Annotated in this window: 22 protein-coding genes; 14 read left to right on the top strand and 8 right to left on the bottom strand. The window is 59.3% G+C overall.

Features of this window, described 5'->3' with window-relative positions; all coding sequences use genetic code 11:
• Positions 1-206: 206 nt before the first annotated feature.
• The 7 genes from fabD to gmk all read left to right on the top strand — a co-directional run bounded on the left by fabD (position 207) and on the right by gmk (position 7,278).
• A complete protein-coding gene (gene fabD, locus EGT36_RS12215) occupies positions 207-1,151 on the top strand; it encodes an ACP S-malonyltransferase (RefSeq protein ID WP_037089218.1) in 945 nt (314 codons plus the stop codon).
• Between the two features lie 85 nt (positions 1,152-1,236).
• On the top strand, positions 1,237-1,974 hold the full coding sequence (gene fabG, locus EGT36_RS12220) for a 3-oxoacyl-[acyl-carrier-protein] reductase (protein WP_037088954.1): 738 nt from the start codon (positions 1,237-1,239) through the stop codon (positions 1,972-1,974).
• A 350-nt stretch (positions 1,975-2,324) separates the two neighbouring features.
• A complete protein-coding gene (locus EGT36_RS12225) occupies positions 2,325-2,561 on the top strand; it encodes an acyl carrier protein (RefSeq protein ID WP_003502080.1) in 237 nt (78 codons plus the stop codon).
• A 244-nt stretch (positions 2,562-2,805) separates the two neighbouring features.
• Positions 2,806-4,068, top strand: a complete 1,263-nt coding sequence (gene fabF / locus EGT36_RS12230) for a beta-ketoacyl-ACP synthase II (RefSeq protein WP_037089220.1) — start codon at positions 2,806-2,808, stop codon at positions 4,066-4,068.
• A 363-nt stretch (positions 4,069-4,431) separates the two neighbouring features.
• Positions 4,432-5,652, top strand: coding sequence for an endolytic transglycosylase MltG (gene mltG, locus EGT36_RS12235; protein WP_004441060.1), 1,221 nt, complete (start codon positions 4,432-4,434; stop codon positions 5,650-5,652).
• 71 nt (positions 5,653-5,723) lie between these two features.
• Positions 5,724-6,611: a YicC/YloC family endoribonuclease gene (locus EGT36_RS12240; protein ID WP_037088956.1), complete on the top strand. Its 888-nt coding sequence runs from the start codon at positions 5,724-5,726 to the stop codon at positions 6,609-6,611.
• Positions 6,612-6,615: 4 nt separating this feature from the next.
• The gene (gene gmk, locus EGT36_RS12245) at positions 6,616-7,278 is read left to right on the top strand and encodes a guanylate kinase (protein WP_004441063.1); all 663 of its coding nucleotides are present in this window, start codon (positions 6,616-6,618) and stop codon (positions 7,276-7,278) included.
• Between the two features lies 1 nt (position 7,279).
• On the opposite strand, the gene EGT36_RS12250 is transcribed toward gmk, so the two are convergent.
• The 7 genes from EGT36_RS12250 to EGT36_RS12280 all read right to left on the bottom strand — a co-directional run bounded on the left by EGT36_RS12250 (position 7,280) and on the right by EGT36_RS12280 (position 15,734).
• Positions 7,280-7,903: an alpha/beta hydrolase gene (locus EGT36_RS12250; protein ID WP_037088957.1), complete on the bottom strand. Its 624-nt coding sequence runs from the start codon at positions 7,901-7,903 to the stop codon at positions 7,280-7,282.
• A gap of 72 nt (positions 7,904-7,975) precedes the next feature.
• The gene (gene rsmA / locus EGT36_RS12255; RefSeq protein ID WP_004441067.1) at positions 7,976-8,806 is read right to left on the bottom strand and encodes a 16S rRNA (adenine(1518)-N(6)/adenine(1519)-N(6))-dimethyltransferase RsmA; all 831 of its coding nucleotides are present in this window, start codon (positions 8,804-8,806) and stop codon (positions 7,976-7,978) included.
• Positions 8,806-9,828, bottom strand: a complete 1,023-nt coding sequence (gene pdxA, locus EGT36_RS12260) for a 4-hydroxythreonine-4-phosphate dehydrogenase PdxA (protein WP_037089223.1) — start codon at positions 9,826-9,828, stop codon at positions 8,806-8,808. Before pdxA ends, rsmA begins: the two co-directional genes overlap by 1 nt.
• 26 nt (positions 9,829-9,854) lie before the next feature.
• Positions 9,855-10,802: a SurA N-terminal domain-containing protein gene (locus tag EGT36_RS12265; protein WP_037088958.1), complete on the bottom strand. Its 948-nt coding sequence runs from the start codon at positions 10,800-10,802 to the stop codon at positions 9,855-9,857.
• A 295-nt stretch (positions 10,803-11,097) separates the two neighbouring features.
• On the bottom strand, positions 11,098-13,479 hold the full coding sequence (locus EGT36_RS12270) for an LPS-assembly protein LptD (protein WP_022555938.1): 2,382 nt from the start codon (positions 13,477-13,479) through the stop codon (positions 11,098-11,100).
• Positions 13,480-14,568, bottom strand: a complete 1,089-nt coding sequence (lptG, locus tag EGT36_RS12275; protein ID WP_004441073.1) for an LPS export ABC transporter permease LptG — start codon at positions 14,566-14,568, stop codon at positions 13,480-13,482.
• Positions 14,565-15,734 (bottom strand): LptF/LptG family permease, encoded by a 1,170-nt coding sequence (locus EGT36_RS12280; protein WP_004441075.1) that lies wholly within the window; start codon positions 15,732-15,734, stop codon positions 14,565-14,567. Before EGT36_RS12280 ends, lptG begins: the two co-directional genes overlap by 4 nt.
• A gap of 298 nt (positions 15,735-16,032) precedes the next feature.
• On the opposite strand from EGT36_RS12280, the gene EGT36_RS12285 reads away from it, so the two are divergent.
• The 3 genes from EGT36_RS12285 to EGT36_RS12295 all read left to right on the top strand — a co-directional run bounded on the left by EGT36_RS12285 (position 16,033) and on the right by EGT36_RS12295 (position 19,172).
• A complete protein-coding gene (locus EGT36_RS12285) occupies positions 16,033-17,526 on the top strand; it encodes a leucyl aminopeptidase (RefSeq protein ID WP_125270589.1) in 1,494 nt (497 codons plus the stop codon).
• Positions 17,527-17,551: 25 nt separating this feature from the next.
• Entirely contained in the window at positions 17,552-18,001 is a 450-nt protein-coding gene (locus EGT36_RS12290; RefSeq protein WP_125270437.1) for a DNA polymerase III subunit chi, read from the top strand.
• Positions 18,002-18,143: 142 nt separating this feature from the next.
• Positions 18,144-19,172: a GGDEF domain-containing protein gene (locus EGT36_RS12295; RefSeq protein WP_037088959.1), complete on the top strand. Its 1,029-nt coding sequence runs from the start codon at positions 18,144-18,146 to the stop codon at positions 19,170-19,172.
• A 28-nt stretch (positions 19,173-19,200) separates the two neighbouring features.
• Here the strand turns inward: EGT36_RS12295 and EGT36_RS12300 are convergent, their stop codons facing one another.
• Positions 19,201-20,127, bottom strand: coding sequence for a Gfo/Idh/MocA family protein (locus EGT36_RS12300; protein WP_037088961.1), 927 nt, complete (start codon positions 20,125-20,127; stop codon positions 19,201-19,203).
• Positions 20,128-20,429: 302 nt separating this feature from the next.
• On the opposite strand from EGT36_RS12300, the gene EGT36_RS12305 reads away from it, so the two are divergent.
• The 4 genes from EGT36_RS12305 to EGT36_RS12320 all read left to right on the top strand — a co-directional run bounded on the left by EGT36_RS12305 (position 20,430) and on the right by EGT36_RS12320 (position 26,115).
• Positions 20,430-21,635, top strand: coding sequence for a GGDEF domain-containing protein (locus EGT36_RS12305; RefSeq protein WP_235775129.1), 1,206 nt, complete (start codon positions 20,430-20,432; stop codon positions 21,633-21,635).
• 107 nt (positions 21,636-21,742) lie between these two features.
• Positions 21,743-23,683: an EAL domain-containing protein gene (locus tag EGT36_RS12310; RefSeq protein ID WP_037089231.1), complete on the top strand. Its 1,941-nt coding sequence runs from the start codon at positions 21,743-21,745 to the stop codon at positions 23,681-23,683.
• A 120-nt stretch (positions 23,684-23,803) separates the two neighbouring features.
• Positions 23,804-25,510 (top strand): sensor histidine kinase, encoded by a 1,707-nt coding sequence (locus EGT36_RS12315; RefSeq protein ID WP_125270438.1) that lies wholly within the window; start codon positions 23,804-23,806, stop codon positions 25,508-25,510.
• Complete coding sequence (locus EGT36_RS12320; RefSeq protein ID WP_037088963.1) at positions 25,507-26,115, top strand: response regulator transcription factor; 609 nt, start codon at positions 25,507-25,509, stop codon at positions 26,113-26,115. The genes EGT36_RS12315 and EGT36_RS12320 overlap by 4 nt, the downstream gene beginning before the upstream one ends.
• Positions 26,116-26,163: the final 48 nt, after the last annotated feature.

Genomic DNA, 26,163 nt, shown 5'->3' on the forward strand with positions numbered 1-26,163 from the left:
GGCCAGATAGTTTGGAAGGTGGTGTGAAAGTAATGGGGAATTGCCGCAGTGCAAGAAAAAATATGATGAAAAGAAAGGGGAAAACAGCACGACAAAACCCCTCACACCGGGCCGGCAGGCGGCCTCAAGCCTTGACTTCGCTGGCGGGAATGTGAATGGAAGTCGACAAGAATAAAGGCAAGGCCAGACAAGAAGGACGACATCCCATGGGTATTGCATTCACATTTCCCGGTCAGGGAAGCCAGGCTGTTGGCATGGGCAAGGAGCTGGCGGATACCTATCCGGAAGCACGCGCCGTGTTTCAGGAAGTCGACGAAGCGCTCGACCAGAAGCTTTCCGACATCATGTGGAACGGCCCTGAAGAGACGCTGACGCTGACGGCCAATGCCCAGCCGGCCCTCATGGCCGTCTCGATTGCGGTCATGCGCGTTCTTGAGGCGCGCGGATTAAAACTGTCCGATACCGTTTCTTATGTCGCGGGCCACTCCCTCGGCGAATATTCGGCGCTCTGTGCCGCCGGTACTTTCTCGGTTGCCGATACCGCCCGTCTTCTGCGCATCCGCGGCAATGCCATGCAGGCCGCCGTGCCGGTGGGTGAGGGCGCGATGGCCGCAATCATCGGGCTTGAGCACGATGCCGTTTCCGCCATTTGCGACGAGGCTGGCATTCTCGGCGTGTGCCAGATCGCCAACGACAATGGCGGTGGCCAGCTGGTTATATCAGGCAGCAAGGCGGCTGTCGAAAAGGCAGCGGCAATCGCTTCCGAAAAGGGTGCCAAGCGCGCCATCATGCTGCCGGTCTCCGCTCCCTTCCACTCCGCGCTGATGGCGCCGGCGGCGGAAGCCATGCGCGAGGCGCTGGCCAAAGTCGAAAAGCACAATCCGGTCGTTCCTGTCATCGCCAATGTGCGTGCCGCCCCCGTTTCCGACGCCAATGAGATCGCCGGCCTGCTGGTCGAGCAGGTGACGGGCCAGGTGCGCTGGCGCGAGACGGTGGAATGGTTTGCCGCCAACAACGTGACCCAGCTTTACGAAATCGGTTCCGGCAAGGTGCTGACGGGCCTTGCCCGCCGTATCGACAAGACGGTGAATGGCGTTGCCGTCAACGGTGCTGCCGATATCGATCAGCTTCTCGCCACGCTTATCGGCTGAGGCGGGATTTCTCCCGCAGCCGCATTCCTCAGGGCGCAACAACGCTCAACATTTTCAGTCCGAAGCTCTAAAGAAGGAATAGGACATGTTTGATCTGACAGGCCGCAAGGCCCTCGTAACCGGCGCGACCGGCGGCATTGGCGAAGAAATCGCCCGCCTTCTGCACAAACAGGGCGCAACTGTCGGCCTGCACGGCACCCGCGTTGAAAAGCTCGAGGCGCTGGCGACGGAACTTGGCGACCGCGTCAAGATTTTCCCGGCCAACCTTGCCGACCGCGCTGAAGTCAAAGCGCTCGGTGAAAAGGCTGAAGCCGAGCTGGAAGGCGTCGATATCCTCGTCAACAACGCCGGCATCACCAAGGATGGCCTGTTCGTTCGCATGAGCGACGAGGATTGGGATAACGTCATCGAAGTGAACCTGACGGCGATGTTCCGCCTGACGCGCGAGCTGACGCATCCGATGATGCGCCGCCGTTTTGGCCGCATCATCAACATAACCTCCATCGTCGGCGTTACCGGCAATCCCGGCCAGGCGAACTATTGCGCCTCCAAGGCCGGCATGATCGGCTTTTCCAAGTCGCTGGCGCAGGAAATCGCCACCCGCAACGTTACCGTCAACTGCGTAGCCCCGGGCTTCATCGAAAGCGCGATGACCGGCAAGCTCAACGACAAGCAGAAAGACGCCATCATGGGCGCCATTCCCATGAAGCGCATGGGCACGGGTGCCGAAGTCGCCTCTGCCGTGCTTTATCTCGCTTCCAACGAGGCGGCCTACATGACCGGCCAGACCCTGCACGTCAACGGCGGCATGGCGATGATCTGACGACACGCAAGTCCGTCATGAAAAGGATTGCGGCGCTGTTTAAGCACCTTCTTGGGTAGCTGGCGCCGCAAGGCCGCGCTGACCGGTTTTCGGCGAAATTGCCTGTCATACGCTGTGCTTAGCGCGTTTTCAGGCTTTTCGACCGATTGAAACCATGTTAAGCGGGCCAAGACTGTGAACAGTCGTCCCGGAGAGACAGGAAGCCGTTGCGATTTTGCGTGACGATGTCTAGCTTGGACCGGGTTGAACGGGTTTGCCCGCAGTGCCGGATTTGAACGGCGCATGAGGGCTTCTAACAGGGCAGGGTGCCGCGAGGCATTCCCTTCAAAATAAAGGTCGAGGAAACCGACATGAGCGATATCGCAGAACGCGTAAAGAAAATTGTAATTGATCATCTTGGCGTTGACGCCGACAAGGTTGTTGAAGGCGCCAGCTTCATTGACGATCTGGGCGCTGATTCGCTCGATACCGTTGAACTGGTCATGGCTTTCGAAGAAGAATTCGGCGTTGAAATTCCCGACGACGCTGCGGATTCGATCCTGACCGTCGGCGACGCTGTCAAGTTCATCGAGAAGGCCCAGGCCTGATCGACCCGCATGGGGAGGTGCAATATCCTCCCGTCTTGGCCCGGCTTGTCCGGGCCAATGTTTTATCGGCCGGTGGCACGTGCTCCGACAGGTGCTCGTTTCCGGCGATGCATGAGGTTACGGCCCGGAACGGTAGCCGCGATTCTCATGCCGTGATTTTGAAATGCTGCGCCATTGCGTGAACACCCCGTGGTGCCCGATGTCGCAGAAGACCGATGATTTGGATAAGGGCGGAGCATTGGCGATGAGGCGTGTCGTTATCACCGGTACCGGCATGGTATCTCCTCTTGGATGTGGAACGGAAGTGACCTGGGAACGGCTGTTGGCCGGCCAGAACGGCGCCCGTCTCGTGACTGAATTCGAAGTCGAAGACCTTCCTGCAAAGATCGCCTGCCGCATTCCCGTGGGCGATGGTTCCAACGGCACCTTCAATGCCGATGACTGGATGGAACCCAAGGAACAGCGCAAGATCGATCCCTTCATCCTGTATGGCATGGCTGCCGCCGACATGGCGCTTGCTGATGCAGACTGGCATCCTGAAACCGACGAAGACCAGATCGCAACCGGCGTTCTGATCGGCTCCGGCATCGGTGGTCTGGAAGGCATCGTCGAGGCCGGTTATACGCTGCGCGACAAGGGCCCGCGTCGCATTTCCCCGTTTTTCATTCCCGGCCGCCTGATCAATCTCGTATCCGGCCAGGTTTCCATCCGCCACAAGCTGCGCGGACCGAACCATGCCGTGGTGACGGCCTGCTCGACCGGCGCGCACGCTATCGGCGACGCCGCCCGGTTGATCGCCCTCGGCGATGCCGATGTCATGGTCGCCGGTGGTGCCGAATCGCCGGTCTGCCGCATCGCGCTTGCCGGTTTTGCGGCCTGCAAGGCCCTTTCCACCCAGCACAATGACCACCCGGAAAAAGCCTCGCGCCCTTATGACCGCGACCGCGATGGTTTCGTCATGGGTGAGGGTGCTGGCATCGTCGTTCTGGAAGAGCTGGAGCACGCCAAGGCGCGCGGCGCGAAGATCTATGCGGAAGTGGTCGGTTACGGCCTTTCTGGTGATGCCTATCACATCACGGCACCGTCCGAAGATGGCGAAGGCGCCTACCGCTGCATGTCGATGGCGCTGAAGCGGGCGGGCCTGACGCCTGACGATATCGACTATATCAATGCCCACGGCACATCCACCATGGCCGATACCATTGAGCTTGGAGCTGTCGAGCGTCTTGTCGGCGAATCGGCCTCGAAGATTTCCATGTCTTCCACCAAGTCGGCCACCGGCCATCTGCTCGGTGCGGCGGGCGCCATAGAGGCGATCTTCGCTACGCTTGCAATCCGCGACAACATCGTTCCGCCGACGCTGAATCTCGACAATCCCGATGTCGAGACCAAGATCGATCTTGTGCCGCACAAGGCGCGCAAGCGGCAGGTCAATGTGGCGCTTTCGAATTCCTTCGGCTTCGGTGGCACAAACGCCTCCCTCGTGCTGCGCCGTTACGAAGCGTAAGTCGCGGCGGCTGTGGCCGTCGCGATGGCGTCCGCGCCGCATACCGTCCCCGGCGGTGCGGCGCTCTCCTGCCGGACGCTTTAAAAGAATGTTCTTTCCTTAGAAGAACGTGGTTCGGCTTGCGAAAGCCATTCCGGTTTTCGCGCCGATATTGTAGTCATTGATTGGGAGAGTTTGCCGGTCTGCTCGATTTCGGACCACAGGTATCTTTCCCCCATCGGCTTTGTTCGAGGTGATATTCGTGAGGCAGAACAAGAAGGCTTCACGGTGTCTTTATGTGGTGCAGGAAGCCATTCCGAACCTGTTTTTGCCGCATTACCTGCGCAAAAAGCGCTGACAACGCCGAACTGAAAAGGACCGACGGTGAGCGACACGAACCAGAACAGCCAGGGACCATACGGACAAAACGGCGCGGGCGAAGGCAATCGCGGTCCGATCATTCCGAAATCCCCGACGGAAGCCTTGCGGCCGGAAAAGGTGCCGGCACCGCCGAAGCGCTCCCGCAAGGCCCATGGCCAGCTTGTCATCTTCCTGAACTTCCTGATGACGCTTGCCGTTGCCGTTTGCGTCCTGGCGATCGCCGCCTTTTATTACATGATCAATGCGTTTCAGGAGCCAGGGCCGCTTGAAACGAATACACATTTCACCGTGCGTAATGGTGCCGGTCTCATTGAGATCGCCAATAATCTCGAGCGCAACGACATCATTTCCAACGCACGCGTTTTCCGTCTGATGGCCGGCAGCTATCTGCAAAAGGACCAGACGTTGAAGACCGGCGAATATGAGATCAAGGCCGGCGCATCGATGAAGGACATCCTGATGCTGCTGGAATCGGGCAAGTCGATCCTTTATTCCGTGTCGCTGCCTGAAGGGTTGACGGTCAAGCAGATGTTCGCCCGCCTTGCTGCCGACGAGGTTCTGGATGGTGAACTTCCCGCCACCTTGCCACCGGAGGGTAGTCTGCGTCCGGATACTTACCGCTTCACCCGTGGCACCAAGCGCGAAGAAATCATCAATCAGATGAGCGCGGCGCAGGACAAGCTGATCGACATGATCTGGGAACGGCGTGATCCCGACCTGCCGATCAAGACCGTCGAGGAGTTCGTGACGCTGGCCTCGATCGTCGAAAAGGAAACCGGCAAGGATGACGAGCGCGCCCATGTTGCCTCGGTCTTCTACAACCGCCTGAAAAAGGGCATGCGTCTGCAATCCGACCCGACGATCATCTATGGTCTGTTCGGCGGCGACGGCAAACCTTCGGATAGGCCGATTTATCAATCGGATCTCCAGAAACAGACGCCGTTCAACACTTACGTGATCAAGGGCCTGCCGCCATCGCCCATCGCCAATCCCGGCCGGGCCGCACTGGAGGCGGTTGCCAACCCATGGCGCACGGATGATCTTTATTTCGTGGCCGATGGTACGGGCGGTCATGTGTTCGCAAAGACGCTGGATGAGCACAATGCCAATGTGCGCCGGTGGCGCAAAATCGAGGCCGAAAAGGCGGCTGCCGGAGCAAATCCCGAAGTTGTCGTGGATGGTCAGCCTGGTGGTGCAGAGGCGGAAAAACCGGCCAATAACTAACTGATAAATCACGGCCGGGCCTTGTGACCACAAGGCCCGGTTTTGTGCGGCGTGACGGGGGGATTCCATATATGACGTTGCAATCGATGACCGGCTTCGCGCGCAGCGAAGGCACCACCGGCCGCTACCGCTGGGCGTGGGAATTACGCTCGGTAAACGGCAAGGGGCTGGATCTGCGCCTGCGTCTGCCTGCCGGTCTGGAAGCCTTGGAAACCGGGCTGAGGGAAATCGCGGGGGCGCATCTTTCCCGCGGCAATATCCAGGCGGGACTGGCGCTCTCAGTTGCCGAGAACCGGCTCGAGGCTGTCATCAATCGCGATGCTCTCGCCGCGGTTCTGGCGCTCAAGAAGGAACTGGGCGATGTCGTCGACAACAAGCCATTGAGCTTCGATACGCTGCTTACGTTGCGCGGTCTGGTCGATTTTCGCGAGGCGGAAGACGATGCGGAGGCGCTGGCTGCGCGCAACGGCGATGTGCTGGCTGGCTTCGCTGTTGCAGTCGAAAAGCTGAAGGACATGCGCGAGCGGGAAGGGGCATCTCTGTTCGCCATCCTTTCCGGTCATATCGACCGGATCGAGCAGCTTGTCAACATCATTGAAAGCGATCCCTCCCGTCACCCGGAGCAGATCGCGGCGAGGCTTGCTCAGCAGATTGCGCTGATTGGCGATGGCATGCACGGGCTTGATCGTGACCGCCTTCATGCCGAGGCGGCGCTGATCGCCACCAAGGCGGATCTGCGCGAAGAGATCGATCGGCTGCATGCCCATGTGCAGGCCTCTCGGGAGCTTTTGGCCAATGGCGGTCCGGCTGGCCGCAAGCTTGATTTTCTTGCACAGGAATTTAACCGTGAGTCGAATACAATCTGTTCCAAATCGAACGCCAGTGCGGTAACCGCAGCAGGTATAGAGCTGAAAGTGGTTATCGACCAGTTCCGCGAGCAGGTCCAAAATCTGGAGTAGACGCATGGCCCCGGTGAATATTTCTCCCGTCACGATCGCCCGCAGGGGGCTGATGCTGGTGATTTCTTCGCCTTCCGGCGCGGGCAAATCCACGATCGCGCGCAACCTGCTTGAGAAAGACAAGAATATCAGCCTTTCCGTCAGCGTCACCACACGCGCTCGACGGCAGAGCGAGATCGAGGGCATTCACTACCACTTCATCTCCAAGCGCGATTTCGAGCGCATGCGTGATAATGAGGAATTGCTGGAATGGGCCGAGGTTCACGGCAATTTCTACGGCACGCCGCGCGAGCCGGTGGAAGATGCCATGGCCGCCGGCCGCGACATGCTGTTCGACATCGACTGGCAGGGTGCCGAGCAGTTGCAGGACAAGATGAAGGCAGACGTGGTCTCGATCTTCATCCTGCCGCCGACCATGACCGAACTGCAATCGCGCCTGCACCGCCGCGCCGAAGACACCGAAGAGGTGATCAAGACCCGGCTCCTCAATTCCCGCGCCGAAATCGAGCACTGGCGCGACTATGACTACGTCATCCTCAATGACGACCTTCAGGCCGCTTTCGAGGCCGTCGAAGCAATCGTCAAAGCCGAACGCGTCCGCCGAGACCGCCGCCATGGCATGTTCGATTTCGTGCGGGCTTTGCTGGAGGAAGAGCCGAAGCTCTGATTTATGCGATGAGTCCGCGCGCCAGCCATCGCCGTGACAATCGCTCGTCCGCCGCGTCTTCCGCCCAGCCATGACCTGTATTGATCGTTTCGAGCACGGCATCAGCGCCGGCTGAGACCAGTTGCTCGGCCAAATGCGGAGCGTCGGAGGGGTGACGCCGGTCGTCGTTGACGCCTGCAAGCAGAAGTACGGGGTACCCCGCGAGGTTCGGAAGAGGCTGGTCTTTTCTCGGAGACAACGGACGAAGCAGGATGGCGCCTTTCGACAGATGATGCGCCTGGCACATGGTTTCAGCCGCGACGATCGCGCCGTTCGAGTATCCGACGAGAAGGGGTTCTTGCGCCGTCTGCTGACATACAAAGGCAACGAAGCCGCACAGTCTGGTTGCCTGATGTTTCAGATCGTCGATATCGAGTTCTCTGTCGGGTTTTCTGCGAAAAAATGCGAAACCATTCTCCCAGGGAACCGCGCCCCTCGGCGCATATAACGCACCCTTGGGAAAGACGGCGCGGCCAAAAGAAATGAGGTCGTCTTCCGTTCGTCCCGATCCATGCAGCAAGATGACAGCGCAATCCGGCGTTTCAGCGGGAGTATCAAGCTTATAGTGAAAACCGGCATTCTCCACGCACTTGCTCCTCCATTCGCAGGTGTCCAGGAACCGTTGCTTCCGTTCGGAACGGCGAACATCTGCCAGATATTACAGGCAGTTCGCCAACGTAACGAACTCTTCGACCGATAACGTCTCCGCCCGCCGCGTCGGGTCTATCCCAGCCTTTTCAAGCAGCGCCTCGCCGCCAAGGCTTTTCACGCTCTGGCGCAACATCTTGCGGCGCTGACCGAAGGCGGCTTCGGTCACTTTTTCGAGCTTGGCGACGTCGCAGGGCAGCGGCTTGTCCTTCGGCAGCAGATGCACGACGGTGGAGGTTACCTTCGGTGGCGGGCTGAAGGCCTGTGGCGGGACATCGAAGGCCATTTCGGCAACCGTACGCCAGCCGGCGAGAACGCCAAGGCGGCCATAATGGTTGTCGCCTTCTTCCGCCACGATGCGCTGCCCGACTTCCTTCTGGAACATCAGCGTCATGGAGAGCCAGAAGGGCGGCCATTGCTTCGGCAGAAGCCAATTGACCAGCAATTGCGTGCCGACATTGTAAGGCAGGTTGGCGATGATGCGCACCGGCTCGCCGACGGGGACCAGAGCCTCGAAATCGGTCTGCAGGGCGTCTCCCTCTATGACCTCAAGCCGTCCGGGGTAATGCGCCTCGATTTCCGCCAGTGCCGGCAGGCAGCGACTGTCCCGTTCGACGGCGATGACCTTTTTCGCCCCGAGCGAAAGAATAGCGCGGGTGAGGCCGCCGGGACCGGGCCCGACCTCAATGACAGTCACGCCTTCGAGCGGTCCCGCCGTTCTGGCGATCTTCTGGGTAAGGTTGAGGTCGAACAGGAAGTTCTGTCCGAGCGATTTCTTCGCGTCGAGCCCGTGGCGCTGGATGACGTCCCGTAGCGGTGGTAGTCCGTCGATGGCCGCCATTATGCGCCGGCCCGGCTGCGGAGGGAAATGTCCGCCGCCATCTTGAGTGCCGCCACGAGGCTCGCCTCATTGGCGATGCCCTGGCCGGCAATACCAAAGGCAGTGCCATGGTCTGGCGAGGTGCGGATGAAGGGCAGCCCGAGTGTGACGTTGACCGAATCGTCGAAGCCCAGCGCCTTGGCGGGAATGAGCGCCTGATCGTGATACATGCACACTGCCACGTCATAACGCTTGCGGGCGGCATCGTGGAACATGGTGTCGGCGGGCAGGGGACCGAACGCATCGATCCCATCCTTGCGCAGCCGCATGGTCGCGGGGTGAACGATATCGCGATCCTCCGTGCCGAGTGCGCCGTCTTCACCCGCGTGCGGGTTCAGCCCGGCAACCGCCAGACGCGGAGCCTCGATGCCGAATTTCCGTCGCAGATCGGCATCGATGATCCGGCAGGTCGTGACGATCAATTCTTCCGTCAGCGCGGCCGGCACATCTTTCACGGGAATATGGATCGTCACCGGCACGACACGGACCTTGGGGCCGGCGATCATCATGACAGGCGTGACTTGTTCACCGGTCTGGCGGAAGGCGAGATCAGCCAGAAACTCCGTGTGACCGGGGAAACCGAAGCCAGCCTCGTAAAGCACCGATTTCGCGATGGGATTGGTGACAACGGCCGCAGCCTTTCCCTCGACCGTCAGCGAAACGGCGGTTTCGATGGCCTTGATCGTGGCATGGGCAGCGCCGACATGCGGTTGCCCCGCCTGCACGTCGAAGCCGACGGGAAGAGGTAAGATCGGAAACGCGTTTTCGAAAAGGCCAACGGCACTGTCCGCATCGCAGGTCTCGATATTGAGCGGCACGCCGATCAGCGCCGCGCGGCTTGCCACCACATCGGGGTCGCCGATGAAGATGAAGGGGGACACACCGTTTTCCCGGCGCTTCGCCCAGGCGGTAATGGCGATATCGGGGCCGATACCGGCTGGATCTCCCTGTGTCAGGGCAAGCGGCAGGGATGCATATGTCACGGAAAGACCCGGCTCTTGTATCAATATCAGGTGTTGACGATCTGCGCCTTCTTGCGCAGCTCATCCATGTACTTCTTTTCGTTCGGGTTTTCGCCTTCCTTGGCCTTCATCAGGTCTTCGGACTTGAACACCATTTCCGCCGCATAGTCGTCGGAAACCTGGCGCTGCTTGCAGATGGCCAGATATTCGACGCCCTTTTCGGTCACGCGTGTGCCGGTGGTGCCGCCTTCCTTGGTCTTTTCTACCAGAGCCTTCCAGTCTTCCGGCAACTCAGGCGCCAGAATGCGGCCGAGGTCCTTGATTGCCACATCACGCATGGTCGCGGCAAAGCTCATCGCCTGGTCGCAGCCGGGATAACGTTTGCGCGAGGCTTCAGCCTCAGCCTTGCGCTTGCCGGTGATGGCGTTGCGCTTTGCTTCCGGGATAACGAAGATAATCTGCTGCAGGAAATATTCCGTGGTGACCGGTTTGTCGCCTCGCTCCTTCAGGCGGGTGACCAGATCCTGCGTTGACATCTTGCCGCGCGCGCCATAACGGGCGTTCACAAGGCGCGGCCAGCTCATCTGAACGGCGATGAAGGCCTTGAAGTGGTCCGCGCCAACACCCGCCTGCGCCAGCACCTTCGTCAACTGCTCCGGCTTCATCTTGTTGTTGCCGGCAAATCGCGCGAAGGCAGCATCGACATCTTCCGTACTGACCGACATTTTGACGCGGGCGATTTCTTCGCGCTTCAGCGCTTCATCGACAAGCTGCTCACGCGCCTTTTCATTGAGGTTGCCGGACTGGCGCTGCAACTTCAGGAAGGCGACACGCTTGGAAATGTCGTCATTGGTGATCGGGGTCTTGTTGACGACGATCTTCACGGTGTTATCGGCAAAGGCCTGACCGGCATAAGGCACGATGGCCATGGGAACGGCGAATATCGCAAAGGCAAAAGCAGCGCCACGCAAAGCCGACTTTCCGAAATTCATCATATCCTTCTCCCTTTCGTCAGGCAGGGTCCTGTTGCCCTGTCCCGCCAATCTGTTCGTCTGGTAACAGGGATTTTGCCTTCCCCCGCCTTTCAGACCTGCACATGTGCATCCGCACCGCGAATTTGCCACGTATATATCATCGTGATCCGCAAAACGGCAATGTGTCGGTTTGTTGAAAGAAACCCGATACTGTCATGCCGGGTCGACACTGGCGCGTTGTTGCGGCAAAACCGTGACTACTACTGGTCTGATAGCAAAAAGGCAGGCCACAATGCTGTGCGGCCCGCCTTTAAACTCAGTAATTGTTCGGCTTCCAGCCAATATCCATGTCGTTCCAGTCTTCGTTCGCGGAGCCGACGCTGATATCGCCAAGGGTACGGAAGGCAAGACGGGCGTTGATCGACCAGTCATTGGCGGCCTGGCGGCTGGAGTTGATGTTGCCTTCGTCGGAATAGCTGACCGTCAAGATCGTGCATTCATCCTGATAGGCGATACCAATCCGGCGTTCGGCGGCAAACTTGCCGTTCAGATCGTAGTTGATCGAGCCGAACAGCGACCAGTTATCGTCCATGCGCAGTGAACCGGATGCCTGGATGATATCGCGGTCTTCGTTATAGCCGTATTTCGGCTGCGCCTTGACCTGCGTATAGCTGAGCCTGCCGTTGATGCGGCGATCCGAATAGCTGATGCCCGTTTCAGACCGGTTGATTTCGAAATTGTCCTTGTCGAGACGCAGGCTCGAGGACAGCGAAAGACCGATGGGTGCATCGAATGCAGCCATGGCGACATAATCCGAACGATCGGATTCGAGGCCGGAATCGGCGCCGACATTCAGAAGATCATAGGAGGCGAAGGAATTATCGCCAGCGAGATGGAAGGACTGGCCAGCAATGGCGCGAACACCGTAACCATTGTCGAAAGTACCGTTGTAACGGAAGCCGAGATTGGCTCGTGTGCCGCCTTCGATCCGGTCGAAGCCCGAAAATTTGTCGCGCTCAAACAGGTTTGTGGCGTCGAACACAAAGGCTTGTGAGTCCTCGTTCGGGAAACGACCGGAATATTGCTCGTTCGGCCGCACGAAAATCTGCGCGATGGGCTCGATCACGTGGCTGCTGTTGAGAGCCGTGAACAGCCAGGGATAACGCACCTCAAGGCCACCGGTGACCATGCCGCGCAAGGCGGCATCGTCATGGATCATGCCTTCATAGGCATAGGATGTGCCGCCGGAGGTGAAGCTTGCCGCAGTCATGTCGGTCCACAACGCGTCGCCGCGCGCCGCGAGGATAGGCGTGATCTGAAGACCGCTATCCATCGTGATGGTGCGCTTCCATTCCGCTTCCGTGGTCCAGCGCGTGTAAGAGCCTTCCAGACCGTTGAAGCGCGGGAAGCCGCCCATCGCGTAGGAATCCTGCGTCGAACGGCTGATGCTCGTGAAGTTCGTGGTCAGCGAGAGCTCGCCGCCATAGATCGGATCCGGCAGGAAGTAACGATAGTCAACGACCGGATGAACGATCGCCTGCTTACGTTCCTTGAGCTCTGAATTATCCGTGTCCTGAACGTTGAAGTAATAACCGCGGGCGTCGAAGCTGTTACGTTCGCCAGTGCCTGTCAGATAAATCTGATTGGTCTGGACGTCGTTCTTGTAGCCTTTCAGGCTGTAGGTACGCGAAAAATTGTTATCCGACTGCACCATGGCGTCCCAGCCGAAGGCCCAGCGCGGGTTGATGCTGAAATCGCCCTTGCTGGCAACCATGCCACGCTGATCGTTCAGCGCGTCACTCGTTCCGGCAATGAACGTATCCGAGGACTGCTGGCTGATGCCGGCGATCGTCAGCGTGTGCATGCCGGTTTCGAAACGCTGGCGCAACTCGGCCTGAAGAAGCAGGCCCTGTTTTGTGTAGTAGGTCGGTGTGACCGTGAGGTCGGACGTATCGGAAAGAACCTGGAAATAGGGGACACCGATACCGAAGCCGAGCTTGTTGGTCATGCTCATCTGCGGGAACAGGAAGCCCGACTTCCGCTTCACCGTATTGTCCGGCACCGTCAGGAACGGGATATAGGCGATCGAATGGCCGAAAAGCTGCAGACGTGCTTTTTCCAGCCGCACCGTATGGGTCTTGCCGTCCTGAATGACGCGCTCGGCCTTTACCTGCCACAGCGGCGCCTTTTCCGGGCGCTCGGCGCAGGGCAGACACGCGGTGTAGACACCGTTGTTGAGGACCATCAGGTCGCCTTCAAGGCGCTCGGCGCTTTCCCCGGCAATACGGGTATTGTCCGTGGTCTCGACGCGCAATGCGTTGACGAAGCCCTGACCGAAGTCGTCGGTCACGTCCATCTCGTCGGCATAGATCTTGTTGCCGCCCGGCTCGATCAGCTCGATGTTGCCATGGGCGACCACGCGACCGGTCTGCTGGTTATATTCCACTTGCTGGGCCACCATACGGTAGCCCGAATATTTCATGCGAACCACGCCCTTCGCGATGACGCGCTGGGAATCGCGGTTATAGGTCAGTTCATTTGCTGTAAGCAGGAGTTTCGAATCGTCTTGGCTTGCCGACGCAAGCAAACCATCCTGGCCGAAAGCGACCGGGCTGGATGCCAAATACGCGCACACAGCGGCACCTGTCAGAAGGGCCGTCCAAAGCCGCCTGATATTCCCGCGGTCAATTACCGCCACTTAGCCGTCCTCCTGATGAAGCAGAATGGTTGCCCCCAAAGCCAACGCCACGATGACTGGAACCCAGACCGCGACGGTGGGAGGGACAACACCACCACTCCCGAATGCCCTTACGAGCACGGTTACTACATAAAGCACGAAGCCGGAAACGATTCCACCCAGAATCACGGAGCGCGACTGGGCGAAGCGGCTGAACTTTAATGAAACGGTCGCGGCGATCAAGGTCATCGCAACCAGAAGCAGGGGCGTCGATAGCAGGAAATGATACTGCGTCTCAAGCGCCTTTGAAGATAGTCCAAAGGACTTTGCAACTTCGATCTTGTGAGAAAGGTCAAAGAAAGCAACGGTTTCCGTCTGCGTCATGCGCTCTTGGACAAATTCCCGTCTCAGATTGGTACTGATCTGCATGCTCTCTTGCCGAACTGGCACATGTCCGGCCCGCGTTTCAGAAACGCCGTTAAGAAGCCAGTAACCATCTTCCAATTTAGCCGACTTCGCATCCTTCCGTGAGACGATGTTTCCGTCCTTGTCGAGGTCGATGAGAACCACGTCGAGAAGCATCGTTCCGTTGTCTTCGAAGCTCTTGGCGCCGATGATCGTATCCTGGCCGCCGCTCGACTGGCGCATCCACGGAATGATCTGCTGCTGGCGTCCGCCGCCCGCTTCGTTGCGCAGACCGGCCTCCATGGCGAGCGACTTGTTCTGGCCCCACGCTGCGATGGGGTTCAGGACAGTGACCGACAGGATGCCGATGAGGACCGCGCCGAGCACGAAGGGGAGAATGAACTGCCAGGCGGAAATGCCGGCGGCGCGCGTCACGACCAGTTCGTAGCGCCGGTTGAGCGAGATCAGCGTCGTCATGCCGACGAACAGCGCAATGAATGGTATGGTCTGCTGCAGGATCAACGGCAGGCGAAGCGCTGTCAGGCCAAGCGCGGCCGGAACGGAATAGCCGGGCAGGCCGGACATGCGCCGCGCCGTTTCGCTGAAGTCGGCAAGGTAAATGATCGAGGATACGCCGATCACGAACCAGATGGCCGTGATGAGATATCGTTTCAGGAAGTACCGGGCGAGCGTGTTGAAGATCATGCGTTGCCGCTCCCCGAATTGCGCGCCAGCCGGCTGGAGAAGAGACGGCGCAACCGGCCCGCCGCATCGGTTACCATCCTCGGCATTTTCGGTTTACGGCCGGTGATCAGCACGAAGGCGGCCGCAGCACCGCTGAGGCCCGGAACGGCATAGACCAGAGGAATGAAGGCTGCGCTCTGCTTCACCTGGTTCGTAACGTAAAAACCGAGCCAGCGAAGCACGAAAGCCGTCACCAGCGCCGCGACCATCGGATGCATGCGCGCCTCGCGGTGCGAACGGGCGTCGGCGGCGATGACCAGCGATATCAGCGCAAAAGAAAAGGCGAACATCCAGTCCGACAGTCGCTTGTGCAATTCGCTGCGGAACGTCTCCGGCGAGCGCTTGTAGCTCGCATTGTTTTCATCGGGCGAGAGAAGGAAACCGAGGCTGGCGTCGCCCGGAGAGAGCGAAGGCTCCGAATCCTGCTTTTCCGACATGGTCGAAAGGTCGAAGGCATAGGACAGGAACTTGACGATCGAGACCTTGCCGTCAGGCGTCTTCTGCTGCACCTCGCCGTCGCGCATGGTGAGCGACGTACCGCTTTCGTCGATCATGCCTTCCTTGGCATAATAAATGAGATCGAAATTCGGATCGCGGCGGTCGGCAACGAACAGTCCCTTGAGAATACGGCCCTGCCGTTGGGCAATCTGCACGTAAAGGCCGTCCTGGATGGTACGGAACGTCTTCTCCTCGATCACGGAGGAGAGAAGGTCGGCATAGGCCGCAGCCACCATCTGTCGCGCCGAACTGCGGGCAGGCGGCTCGACGAAATTGGTGATGGTGAAGGAAAGCGCGCTCAGGACGGCGGCCAGAATGAGAACCGGGCGATACATGATCGAACGCGGAGATCCGGCCGCATCGATGATCGCGAGCTCGGAATCATTGTTCATCGTCGTGAAAATCTGGGTGATGCCGATGACGAGCGCGAAAGGCAGCACGACGGGAATGAGCGTCGGCAGGATCATCGTCGCGAGCGCCATGAAGGAACCCATCGACTGGCCCGTATCGGTCACGAGATTGATTCTCTGGAGAACCTGGATGGTCCAGATGATGGCCAGCACCGGCAACAGCGCGACCAGAAACATCTGCGTTGTCCGCCGCAGGATATAGTTCTCGAGAAGCTTCATACGGCCCTGTTCGACATTGTTTTTCCCTGCGATCGCTCGCCGAGTTTCCGCCTATCTAATCGCATCGTTTGCAATTGGCTATTCCGGCAGGCTCACAAATATGTTTTGCGCGACAATTTTTCCGCCGCCTGTGTCTTTTTGTGGAACAAGCTGTCGGTTTCATAACGTGAGTTCGCATTCACTAAAAATGCATTTCCTTTAACGGCTGTGGGGCTTTAAAGAATGCGGGGTTGCGCCCGGGGCCGAAAAGGCCATGATCATGCGCATCGTGCAAGTCGTAGAAGAAGAGCAGGAAAACATGTCCGCCAAATTCGATATATCTTTCGCCAATTCCGCCTCGCTGGAAAATGCCCTGACCGTGATGCTGCAGGCCTCGGGTGATGCGAAGGCCGTCGCCGGTGCTTCCGAAGCCGATCCGGGTGGTGTGATCGAAAGGGCGGCGAAGATCGCGGGCTTTTCCGCAAAATCCATGACGACGCTCGATGTTATCGCGCCGCAGGGTTCCGCTGCCGACCGGCTGCTGGTCATCGGAATCGGAAAGCCGTCGAAGCTGGTCGCCCATGACTGGCTGCGTGCCGGCGGTACGGCGGCTGCCCATTTCAAGAAGGCGGACAAGGTCGTTGTCTATCTCGATGCGCCGGGCGTAGAGGTTGGCGCTCAGGCGGCGGCGGATTTCGCGCTTGGTCTTCTGCTGCGCGCCTACAGCTTCGATGCATACAAGACCAAGAAAAAGTCCGAGGACGAAAAGACGCCGAAGAAGGTGGAGATCATCATCGTCACGGCCGCCCATCAGGATGCGGAAAAGGCTTTTGCCGTCTCCGAGGCGGTTGCGGGCGGCGTTATACTGGCGCGCGATCTCGTCAACCTCCCTCCGAACGTTCTCGGCCCGGTCGAATTCGCCGAAAAGGCGGAAGAGTTGCGCAAGCTCGGCGTCGAGGTGGAGGTCCTTGGCGAAAAGGAACTGAAGAAGCTTGGCATGAATGCCCTTCTCGGCGTGGCGCAGGGTTCGGCCCGTCCGCCGCGGCTTGCGGTCATGCAATGGAACGGCGGCTCCAAAAAGGATGAACCCGTTGCCTTTGTCGGCAAGGGGGTCGTTTTCGATACCGGCGGCATTTCGCTGAAGCCCGGCCTCAACATGGAAGACATGAAGGGTGACATGGGTGGTGCTGCAGCCGTAACCGGCTTGATGCATGCGCTTGCGGCCCGCAAGGCCAAGGCAAACGTTATCGGTGTCATCGGCCTTGTCGAGAACATGCCTGATGGCAACGCCCAGCGCCCCGGCGACATCGTGACTTCCATGTCCGGCCAGACCATCGAGATCATCAATACCGACGCCGAAGGCCGGCTGGTTCTGGCCGATGCGCTCTGGTACACCAAGGAGCGTTTCAATCCGAAATTCATGATCAATCTCGCAACACTGACGGGCGCGATCACCGTGGCGCTCGGCAATCTGCAGGCCGGATTGTTCTCCAACGACGATGAACTGGCAACGCGGCTTTCGCAGGCCGGCGAGGTGACGGCTGAAAAACTGTGGCGCATGCCGCTCCACAAGGATTACGACAAGATCATCGATTCCAAATTTGCCGACATGAAAAACAGCTCGGGCCGCCTGGCGGGCTCCGTCACCGCTGCGCAGTTCCTCAAGCGCTTCGTGGGTGAAACACCGTGGGCGCATCTCGATATCGCCGGGACAGCCATGGGCTCGCCGCTGACCGAGATCAACCAGTCCTGGGGATCGGGTTACGGCGTGCGTCTTCTGAACGAACTCGTTCGCGCCCATTACGAAGATTGAGACGAGCGGAGCGGCACGCCAGCGCATGACTGAAATTCTGTTCTATCACCTGACGGAATCGAAGCTGGAGGACGCGCTGCCGCCCTTGCTCGAGAAATCGCTGGAACGCGGCTGGAAGGTCGCGGTCCAGACAGTGGGCGAGGAGCGCCGGGACTTCCTCGACACGCATCTCTGGACGTTCCGCGACGACAGCTTCCTTCCGCACGCCACCGACACTTCGCCAGTACCGCAAAACCAGCCGATTCTCCTGACGGCATCGGACGGGAACGCCAACGCAGCGAGTGTTCGTTTTCTCGTCGATGGCGCCGAGCCCCCGGCAGTGGAGGCTTATGAACGCATCGTCTTCATGTTCGACGGATACGATGCCTACCAAACCGAAATGGCGCGAAACCACTGGAAAAGGCTGAAACCGGAGGGGCATTCGCTGACCTACTGGCAGCAATCGCCGGAAGGGCGCTGGCAGAAAAAGGCATGACCCGTCCCCCGTCTGACTACCTTTGCAACGGGAAAATGGCCGGTAAGAAATCGCATGTGGTGTCGCCCGTGGCGGTTGTTTTATGAACGCATGCAACATGTACGCTTTCAGACGCGTTATCAGCAGACAGAGGGGATATGCGATGGGACAGATGATGCCACGACCGGATCTGGAGCTGGAACGACTGGTAGCAGTGCGGTCCGTTGTGGCTTTCAAGAATGCGGAAACCGCTGAATTGAAGGCGATCTCGCAACTGGCGCAGGGCGTATTCGGGGTGGCACGCGCGGCCGTGCATATTCTGGATGAGGACTGGCTCCACATTGCCGAGCAGGCGGGGCTGCAGTTCCAGGAATGCCCCCGTGACATTGCGATCTGCGACCGTGTGGTCGTCACGCAGAATATTCTGACTGTTACGGATCTGAGCGCTCATCCTGAATTCGGCTCTTTGCCTTATGTAAGGGGCGCGCCCGACCTGCGGTCCTACGCGGGCGCCCCGATCGAACTCGAACCCGGTCTGGTGGTCGGGACTTTTTGTCTGCTTGACCCGCACGTTCGGGAGTACACCGCTGCGGAGGTCGATAATCTCCAGTATTTTGCGACACTCGCGGGCGCGCTTTTGAGATTGCAGAAAGCGAACTTCACCATGAGCCTTGCCGCCCGGGAACTGCGCGATGCGGCCATGACCGATCCGCTGACGGGCTTTTATAATCGCAAGGCTCTGGACGCGATCGTTGATCTGGAACTTGGCGCCGCGCTTTGCGAGAAAGACACTTTCGGTGTTCTCTATCTCGATCTCGACGGCTTCAAGACCATCAATGACACGCTTGGCCATGCGGCAGGAGACAGGGTGCTGGTCGAGGCATCCACCCGAATCCGCGATGCTGTAAGAGAAGATGACGTGGTGGTGCGCATGGGGGGCGACGAATTCGCAATATTCGTGCCGCGTCCGGATTCATCCACGCTCATCAGTGGCCTTGCGGAAAAACTGCTCCACGCGTTTCGGCAACCGTTTCATGTGGAGGGTGAGAGCGTGCTTGCGCGCCTCAGCATCGGCGGCGCCATCGCGCCGCAGGCGGGCGCGGATCGCGCGACGCTGCTGCGGAGCGTCGATGAAGCCCTGTATCAGGCCAAAAAATCGGGGCGCGACCGGTTTGTCAGCCGCGCCCTCTGAAAGATTGCCTTGAGAAGCGTTTCGCTGCTCAGTCGTAGAAAGAATCCACGAATTTGTGGCGGCCGAGCAGGAAAGCATCGGCCACATGGGTCAGCGGCGCAAGATCGACGTCCGAGCGGCCTGACCTGATGATCTCGGCGAAGCGCTCGTAAAGGGCCGGATATTCCCGTTCCGGCTGGGATAGTTTTTCCTCACCATTGATCGAAAGCTTCGCCCCGCCTTCCGAAAGCACCATCCGCCCCGCGGCGGTCTCGGCCACGATGTCCCAGCTCTGCTTGCCGGTCTGACGCCAGTCGAATTCGGCATGGACGGGCATTTTCGTCACGTCGGAGAAATGCAGGTCGGCCGCGATCGGCGCGTCGCGGTTTTCCGGGAATTCAAGCGTCGCCCTGGTCAGGAACAGCGCGCGCGGCAGGATATGGGTGATGATGGAAAGCGCATTGATGCCGGGATCGAACACGCCGAGACCACCCGCCTGCCAGATCCATTCCTGGTTCGGATGCCAGTGGCGCACATCTTCTTTCCAGATCACATGAACGCTGTTGATCGTCGTGGAGGCTAGAAACGCCTTGGCAGCCTCCACGCCAGGTGCATAACGCGAATGCCAGCTTGCAAACAGTGACAGGCCTTTAGAATCCGCGAGGCGGACGAGGTCCTGTACCTCCGAAAGCGTCGCGCCCGGCGGCTTTTCGAGGAAGACGTGCTTGCCGGCATTCAGTGCCGCATAGGCTGCCTCATAACGATATTGCGGCGGCATGCACAGGGAGACGGCGTTGATATCGGGTACGGCCTCGAGCATCGCCTCGATGGTGCCGTAGGATGCGACGCCATCCACCGTGCCATGGCGGCTTGCGGTGCAGATCAATTCAAAATCCGGATTGCCTGCAATGGCGGGAAGATGCTGGTCGCGAACGATTTTTCCGACGCCGACGATGGCAAGCTTGGTGGCTGACATGAAGTGGAACCCGTGTGTGAGTGCTGCCTAAGATAAAGTGTGATTTTTACAGGTTTTTAGCAGAAACGCCCGCAGGAGCAAGGTGATCGTTTCGGCGCGACGCGTCTTTTCCAGACGATGACTTCACCGAAATTTTCGATACACATTATCGATCGTGTAATGCTTGATCATGAAAATATTTCTTTGTGATTTTCAGTGATGTTTTCGATGGCCGGGCTGTCTTAATTCAATTTTTTAGGTATATTCTGATTTTGTTGGAGTTTTATGTATTTTTAACTTGAGTATATTTTAAAGAGCGGGTCGTGGTGGTTTTATTCAAGGCTGACCGTCTGTCTGGCTTCGTTCAGAAAGTCAACGAAAGCAGCCGGCAATTCAATACATACGGATTGATCTTCGGCGTCATCCTCTACAATCTCTACGTATTCGTGGACATCAGTCTGGTGCCGGAAATCATCTGGTTGGATCTGACAGTCCGCCTGATGATCATCACACCGCTTCTCTTTCTTTATTTCCCCGCCCGAAATTATGCGATCAGGATGCGGCCGGACGGCGTGGCGCATGAGGTCCTGCACGGGCTGGGTTGCATGTTGGTCGTCGCCTCGATCATGTTCATCTATGCCAATGCGCAAACCTCGTCGGCGAGCGAATATTACGTGGGTATCGTCACCGTCGTCCTTTATATGAATACGATACATCGCAAACCGTTTCCGCTTGCGGTCATGGGCACGGTTGGCTGCATGGCGGTTTTCATCGTCGGCATGGAATATGTCACGGTCACGAGCGAGGTGGCCAAGCTACCGGCCATCATGTGTTCCGCTGGCATCAGCGCCGTCTCGCTGTTTGCGGCCTACCGCATCGAGCAGGTGGAAAGAAAGGACTATCTGGCCTCTCTGCGTGAGAAGACCCTGCTGCAGCGGATTCAAAGTGCAAATCACGAGCTTCAGCAGCTTTCCAATACCGACCAGCTCACCGGAATTCGCAATCGCCGCAGCTTCGACGAGGCGGCGAACGAGGCATCGGTCGGTAGCGGCCGGCCGCGGGCGCTCATCCTTCTCGATGTCGATTATTTCAAGAACTACAATGACGCAGAAGGCCACGTCGCCGGCGATGACTGCCTGCGCAGGATTGCCGGCAGGCTGCGTGGCGCCCTGCGCAGGGACGATGGCGACAGAAGTTTCATAGCCCGTTACGGTGGGGAAGAATTTGTCGTTCTGCTTGCCGATTGTACCGCTTCCGCTGCGCTTGCCATTGGCGAAAGACTGAGACTGGCCGTAATCGACGAGGCCATCCCCCATCTCAACCGTCCAGACAGACAGAAAATCGTCACGGTCAGCCTCGGCATTGCCGTTTCCGGCGACGGCAGGGAAATCATATACGAGATGGTGAACCGGGCCGATATGGCGCTTTACGAGGCAAAGCGCCAGGGCCGCGACCGGCTGGTGCTGGCCTCCGGGCATATGGGAATGCCGGCGGAGCTGTACGGGGTCGAGGCCATGATGTCCGGATAGGGCCGATGGCTTGGCGGCGCCATAAATTCTGCCCCGCGCAAGCGGGATTGTTGAAGACCGGCCACCGGAATTCCGGGGCAAGAACATATAATAATCGGGGAATGCAGATGATGGAATTGATCGCCGCACAAGCGGCAGCGTCCGCTGCCGAACTTCCATTCCTGCTGCTTCAGGCGGCCGCGGTGGTTGGCATGGTGTCCGTGCTGATCCTTCTGCGGCGGAACATCGCCCTCGAGGATCCCCGCTATAAAATCTACTATGGCCTCGTCTTCGGAATGACAGGTTTTCTGCTGACGCTGCTTGTTTCCGAATTCATCAAGCTGCCCTCCAAGCCTTACATCCGCTCCGATCTGCTGTTTCTCGCGGGGGTGCTGGGCTCATGGCAGGGCGGGCTTATCAGCCTGTCCCTCGTCGCAGCCGGGCGTTTCGTGTTCGGCGGCCCCGTGCTGTTTTTTGCGGCTCTGCAGGACATGGTCGTTATTTCGGCCTGCGGCATCATCATGTATGGCTGGATGCGCGACCGACGCCTTGCCGATCTGGGAACTCGGGATATTCTCACCGTCTTCGCCGTCAGATTCATGGCCGCGCTGCTTGCCATCACAATCTCCTTCGTGTTTGGTCTGATCGACCAGACGCTGTTCTTGAGCGCAATAGGCCGCCGAACGCTGGGAGCTGTCGCCGTTGGCCTGCCGATGATCGTCTGCCTGTTCATCCTGCTGCGCAGCGAGGCGCGCGCGCGCGACGAGGCAAAGAAACGCGAGGTGGCGGCGCGGACGGATTCATTGACCGGACTGCCCAACAGGCGCGCCCTCAAGGACCATATGGAAACGGTCATGCGGCAGGAGCCGGCCGTTTCGCACGCCCTCGTTCTGATCGAGATCGTCAATATTGCCGATGTCGCCGCCTGCGAGGGGGAGGACTGGAGCGATATTTTCTGGCCCAGGCTGGCGCGGGAAATCTGCGATGGGGAATACGGCCTGCTGTGCAGCGCCCATGCACCTTGCAGCTTCATGTTCGGTGATACGATACTTGCAGTTGTCATGCGGGAGATTTCGCTGGAGAAGTCCGAAGGTACGAAACTCATGATGCATCTGCATGAGGGGTTGAGCACCTTTTGCCGCTCGGCGGAAGCGGGGCCGGTGCCGCATCTCAAAATAGGCGCTGCAAGTCTGGACAGGCTTTCCCGGCAGAACGTGGCCTCGTTCTTCAGACATCTCAGCCTGGCGCTCAAGGGAAGCGATCATCCCGTGCAGATTTTCCCCTTTTCGTTTGCCGAGAAGGCGACACGGGACGAGACGGTGCGGCAGATGCTCGTCAACTGGATCAAATCCGGCAGGCCGCCCATTTGCTATCAGCCGAAGTTCGAAATGCGCAATCGCCGCATGATCGGTGCTGAGGCGTTGCTGCGCGCGGTCGATGCGCGGGGGCAGGCGCTTTCGCCCTATTATGTGCTGGAGATCGCCGAACGTCATCGATTGCTGGCGGAATTCGAATGGTCGACGATCGAAGCCGTGGTGCACGACCTTCGTGATCTGCATGATTTCGATGCGGATTTTCATCTCGCGGTGAATATTTCCGCTTCGTCCTTTGCAACCGTGCGCTTTGCTGACCGGGTCGTGGCGCTGCTGCAGGAAATGGCGGTGCCGGCGCATCGCCTGGCGATCGAAGTGACGGAGATGAGCAGGATTCCGACCAACGACGTCGTGCAGCAGAATTTCGATGCGCTGTTCGCCGCCGGCGTGCGACTGGCGCTCGATGATTTCGGGACCGGTTATGCCGCGCTCACTTTGCTGGCGCGGTTCCCGTTCGAAGAGGTCAAGATCGATCACTGGATGACGTCGAGGCTGGATCAATCGCGGTTCCGGGAGGCCATTGCGCTCGCCTTCGAGAGCGCGGAGCGTTATGGCGCTAAGCTGGTGACGGAAGGTATAGAAACCGAGGAGCAGAGCAGGCTTCTCATGCAGATGGGCATTCGCTTCGGGCAGGGTTATCTTTATTCTCCCGCCGTGCCGCTCGCACGGCTGCAGTCCCGCAGGGCGTGTGCCTAGCGCCAAGGGCACCGCTCACATCTTCCCGCGCCAATGATGGATCAGCAGTAAATTCGGCTGGGGCCGGATTGAATGTTTTCACTGTCTGTGCTGAGAAAAGTCACCTGTTGAACGAATGTCATGATCCGCTCGGTCGGTCATGCGGGCGAGCCGATGCTTGAAAAAAACGATGCATGGAACGACATGCCCGGAACGCCGGTCGAGCGCCGACCGAACGAAGCGGCCAGGGGCGCTGCTGCGGCCGGCCGCTCACTTGATGCCACCGCCCATTCCCTTTCAGGCAGCCGACGCATGGCAGACGGGCCGTGGCCGCTGACGGGGCGGCCGTTTCTCAAGTTGTTTCTGGTCTGGGCACTGCTTATGGCAGCCGTCGTGTCCGCACTGGCGGCTTATCAATATGTCAGCCTGCTCGGCGAATTGGGACGGCAGAGCGATGCGTTGCAGGCTGAGGCATCCCGCCGGGCCGATCAGCATGATGCCCATGTAACGGCGCTTTCGGCGGTGGCGCAGGCGCAGCAGGGGGCGGATTATCGCCTCCTGCTCGATGTCGCGGCACCCATTCTGCAATTTTACCCGCGTATTGACGAGGTCCAGCTGGTTTCCCTCAACGAGGCGGGGCCTGTTGTCGGCACACGGCCGCTGGAGAGCGAGCTGGCAGCGACGATCCGCGAGGCGGCATCGGTCTTTACCGGCCGGCCGGCTCTGGTGGCGAGCGATCTCAGACCCGGCCATTACATGATCGTCAAGCGCAGCCCCAATAGCGGGTCGGCCTCGAAGGTGCTGGTGCTTGCCGTCGATGCCGGGCGGCTTCTCGCGTCCGACGCTGCGTTCTGGTCGGAAAAACAGGCGGTGATCCGTCTTAAAATGCCTGGCGGAACAGTCCTTCTCGGCCCACCCACGATGCCGGAAGCGCCGCAATATGTCCGGCAGCTCAGCAGCGCCAGCCAGCCTCTCACGCTGGAGGTCGTGCTCGCAATCACCTGGCGGGACCTTTTGCCCGGCCGCGCCCTGCTGGCGGGCGTGGCTGGCGCAAGCGTCGTTTTCTTGCTCTGTATTGTCATGACAAGACAGAGGACGCGCATGCGCGCCGCCGAAAGACGCGCCGAACTGAGCGGCATGGAAGCGAGACTGACCCACGCCTCGCGGGTTAACGCTCTAGGAGAAATGGCAAGCGGCCTTGCCCACGAGCTTACCCAGCCCCTGACGGCGATATTGGCGCAGGCGCAGGCGGGGAGGCGGCTGCTTGCCCGTCAGGATGTCACGGCTCTTTCCGGTGCTCTCGAGGATATGATCGATCAGGCGCGGTGCGCCGCGAATATGCTCGACCGGTTCCGCAACTGGTCGCTGCCGCACCGCCAGCCGGTCGCGGCGCATGACCTGCGCGCCGCCCTGCGCAATGTCGATGCGCTGCTTGCCGGCGAAGCCGCCCGGCATGAGGCCAGCATTGATATCGCGATGCCGGAAGTGCCGCTTCCGGTGCGGGTCGATCCCGTCGAAATAGAACAGGTCATGTTCAATTTACTGCGCAACGCGCTTGACGCACTCACTGCCATTGAAGGCAGACGTGCGATCACGGCAAGATTGAGCCGGAACGGTGATTTCGCCGTTCTCGATGTTGCCGATAACGGCCCCGGCGTAGCGCCCGAGCTGCGCGACCGGTTGTTCACACCTTTCACCACCACGAAAAACAACGGAATGGGGCTGGGGCTTGCCCTCAGCCAAAGGCTGGTGGAACGCGCCAGCGGTGAAATCCGATACGTCGCGAGTGAGAATGGTGCCCATTTCCGGGTTGTCCTTCCGCTTGCACCGGAGGCACGGGACCCATGACGCTGCCCGTCTATCTGGTTGATGACGATGACGCCGTGCGCAAGGCGCTCATCCTGCTTCTCTCCACCGTCGGCATGAAGGCGAAGGGCTTTGCTGATCCCGTGGCGTTTCTCAGCCAGCTTGCCGCCCTCGAGCCGGGCTGCCTGATCCTCGATATCCGCATGCCCGCCATAACCGGATTGAAATTGCAGGAGAAACTGACGGAAGAGGGGATAGACTGGCCGGTCATCATCATTTCCGGTCACGGCAACATCGAAGCCTGCCGCCGGGCCTTCCATAATGGGGCGGTGGATTTTCTCTCCAAGCCGGTCGACGAACAGGATCTCATCGATGCGATCCAGAAAGCGCACCGGATATTGGCCCGCACGCTTGACGCAAAAGCGCTGCAGGCGGAGAATTTGGCGCTCCTGTCGCTGCTGACCGCGCGGGAGCGGGAGATACTTGAACGCATCGCGCTCGGTTTTACTTCGCGCCAGATTGCAGACGGACTTGGTCTGTCGCCACGCACGGTGGACAGCCATCGCGCCGCCATTGGCCTGAAGCTCGGCACAACCTCGCAGGCGGAAATGACAAGGCTTTGGCTGGAAGCGGGTGCGGATCGGTAGAACTACCGAGCAGCCGGAAAGTCTTACGGATTCGCGGCTCAACGCCAT

It is taken from the genome of Agrobacterium sp. FDAARGOS_525 (assembly GCF_003938925.1).
Taxonomy (GTDB): domain Bacteria; phylum Pseudomonadota; class Alphaproteobacteria; order Rhizobiales; family Rhizobiaceae; genus Agrobacterium; species Agrobacterium pusense.

Bases quoted from the DNA above. Each gene is read 5' to 3' on its own strand.
- fabD (WP_037089218.1), top strand. From the start codon at position 207: ATGGGTATTGCATTCACATTTCCCGGTCAGGGAAGCCAGGCTGTTGGC.
- fabG (WP_037088954.1), top strand. From the start codon at position 1,237: ATGTTTGATCTGACAGGCCGCAAGGCCCTCGTAACCGGCGCGACCGGC.
- EGT36_RS12225 (WP_003502080.1), top strand. From the start codon at position 2,325: ATGAGCGATATCGCAGAACGCGTAAAGAAAATTGTAATTGATCATCTT.
- fabF (WP_037089220.1), top strand. From the start codon at position 2,806: ATGAGGCGTGTCGTTATCACCGGTACCGGCATGGTATCTCCTCTTGGA.
- EGT36_RS12240 (WP_037088956.1), top strand. From the start codon at position 5,724: ATGACGTTGCAATCGATGACCGGCTTCGCGCGCAGCGAAGGCACCACC.
- gmk (WP_004441063.1), top strand. From the start codon at position 6,616: ATGGCCCCGGTGAATATTTCTCCCGTCACGATCGCCCGCAGGGGGCTG.
- rsmA (WP_004441067.1), bottom strand. From the start codon at position 8,806: ATGGCGGCCATCGACGGACTACCACCGCTACGGGACGTCATCCAGCGC.
- EGT36_RS12265 (WP_037088958.1), bottom strand. From the start codon at position 10,802: ATGATGAATTTCGGAAAGTCGGCTTTGCGTGGCGCTGCTTTTGCCTTT.
- lptG (WP_004441073.1), bottom strand. From the start codon at position 14,568: ATGATCTTCAACACGCTCGCCCGGTACTTCCTGAAACGATATCTCATC.
- EGT36_RS12280 (WP_004441075.1), bottom strand. From the start codon at position 15,734: ATGAAGCTTCTCGAGAACTATATCCTGCGGCGGACAACGCAGATGTTT.
- EGT36_RS12285 (WP_125270589.1), top strand. From the start codon at position 16,033: ATGTCCGCCAAATTCGATATATCTTTCGCCAATTCCGCCTCGCTGGAA.
- EGT36_RS12290 (WP_125270437.1), top strand. From the start codon at position 17,552: ATGACTGAAATTCTGTTCTATCACCTGACGGAATCGAAGCTGGAGGAC.
- EGT36_RS12295 (WP_037088959.1), top strand. From the start codon at position 18,144: ATGGGACAGATGATGCCACGACCGGATCTGGAGCTGGAACGACTGGTA.
- EGT36_RS12300 (WP_037088961.1), bottom strand. From the start codon at position 20,127: ATGTCAGCCACCAAGCTTGCCATCGTCGGCGTCGGAAAAATCGTTCGC.
- EGT36_RS12310 (WP_037089231.1), top strand. From the start codon at position 21,743: ATGATGGAATTGATCGCCGCACAAGCGGCAGCGTCCGCTGCCGAACTT.
- EGT36_RS12315 (WP_125270438.1), top strand. From the start codon at position 23,804: ATGATCCGCTCGGTCGGTCATGCGGGCGAGCCGATGCTTGAAAAAAAC.
- EGT36_RS12320 (WP_037088963.1), top strand. From the start codon at position 25,507: ATGACGCTGCCCGTCTATCTGGTTGATGACGATGACGCCGTGCGCAAG.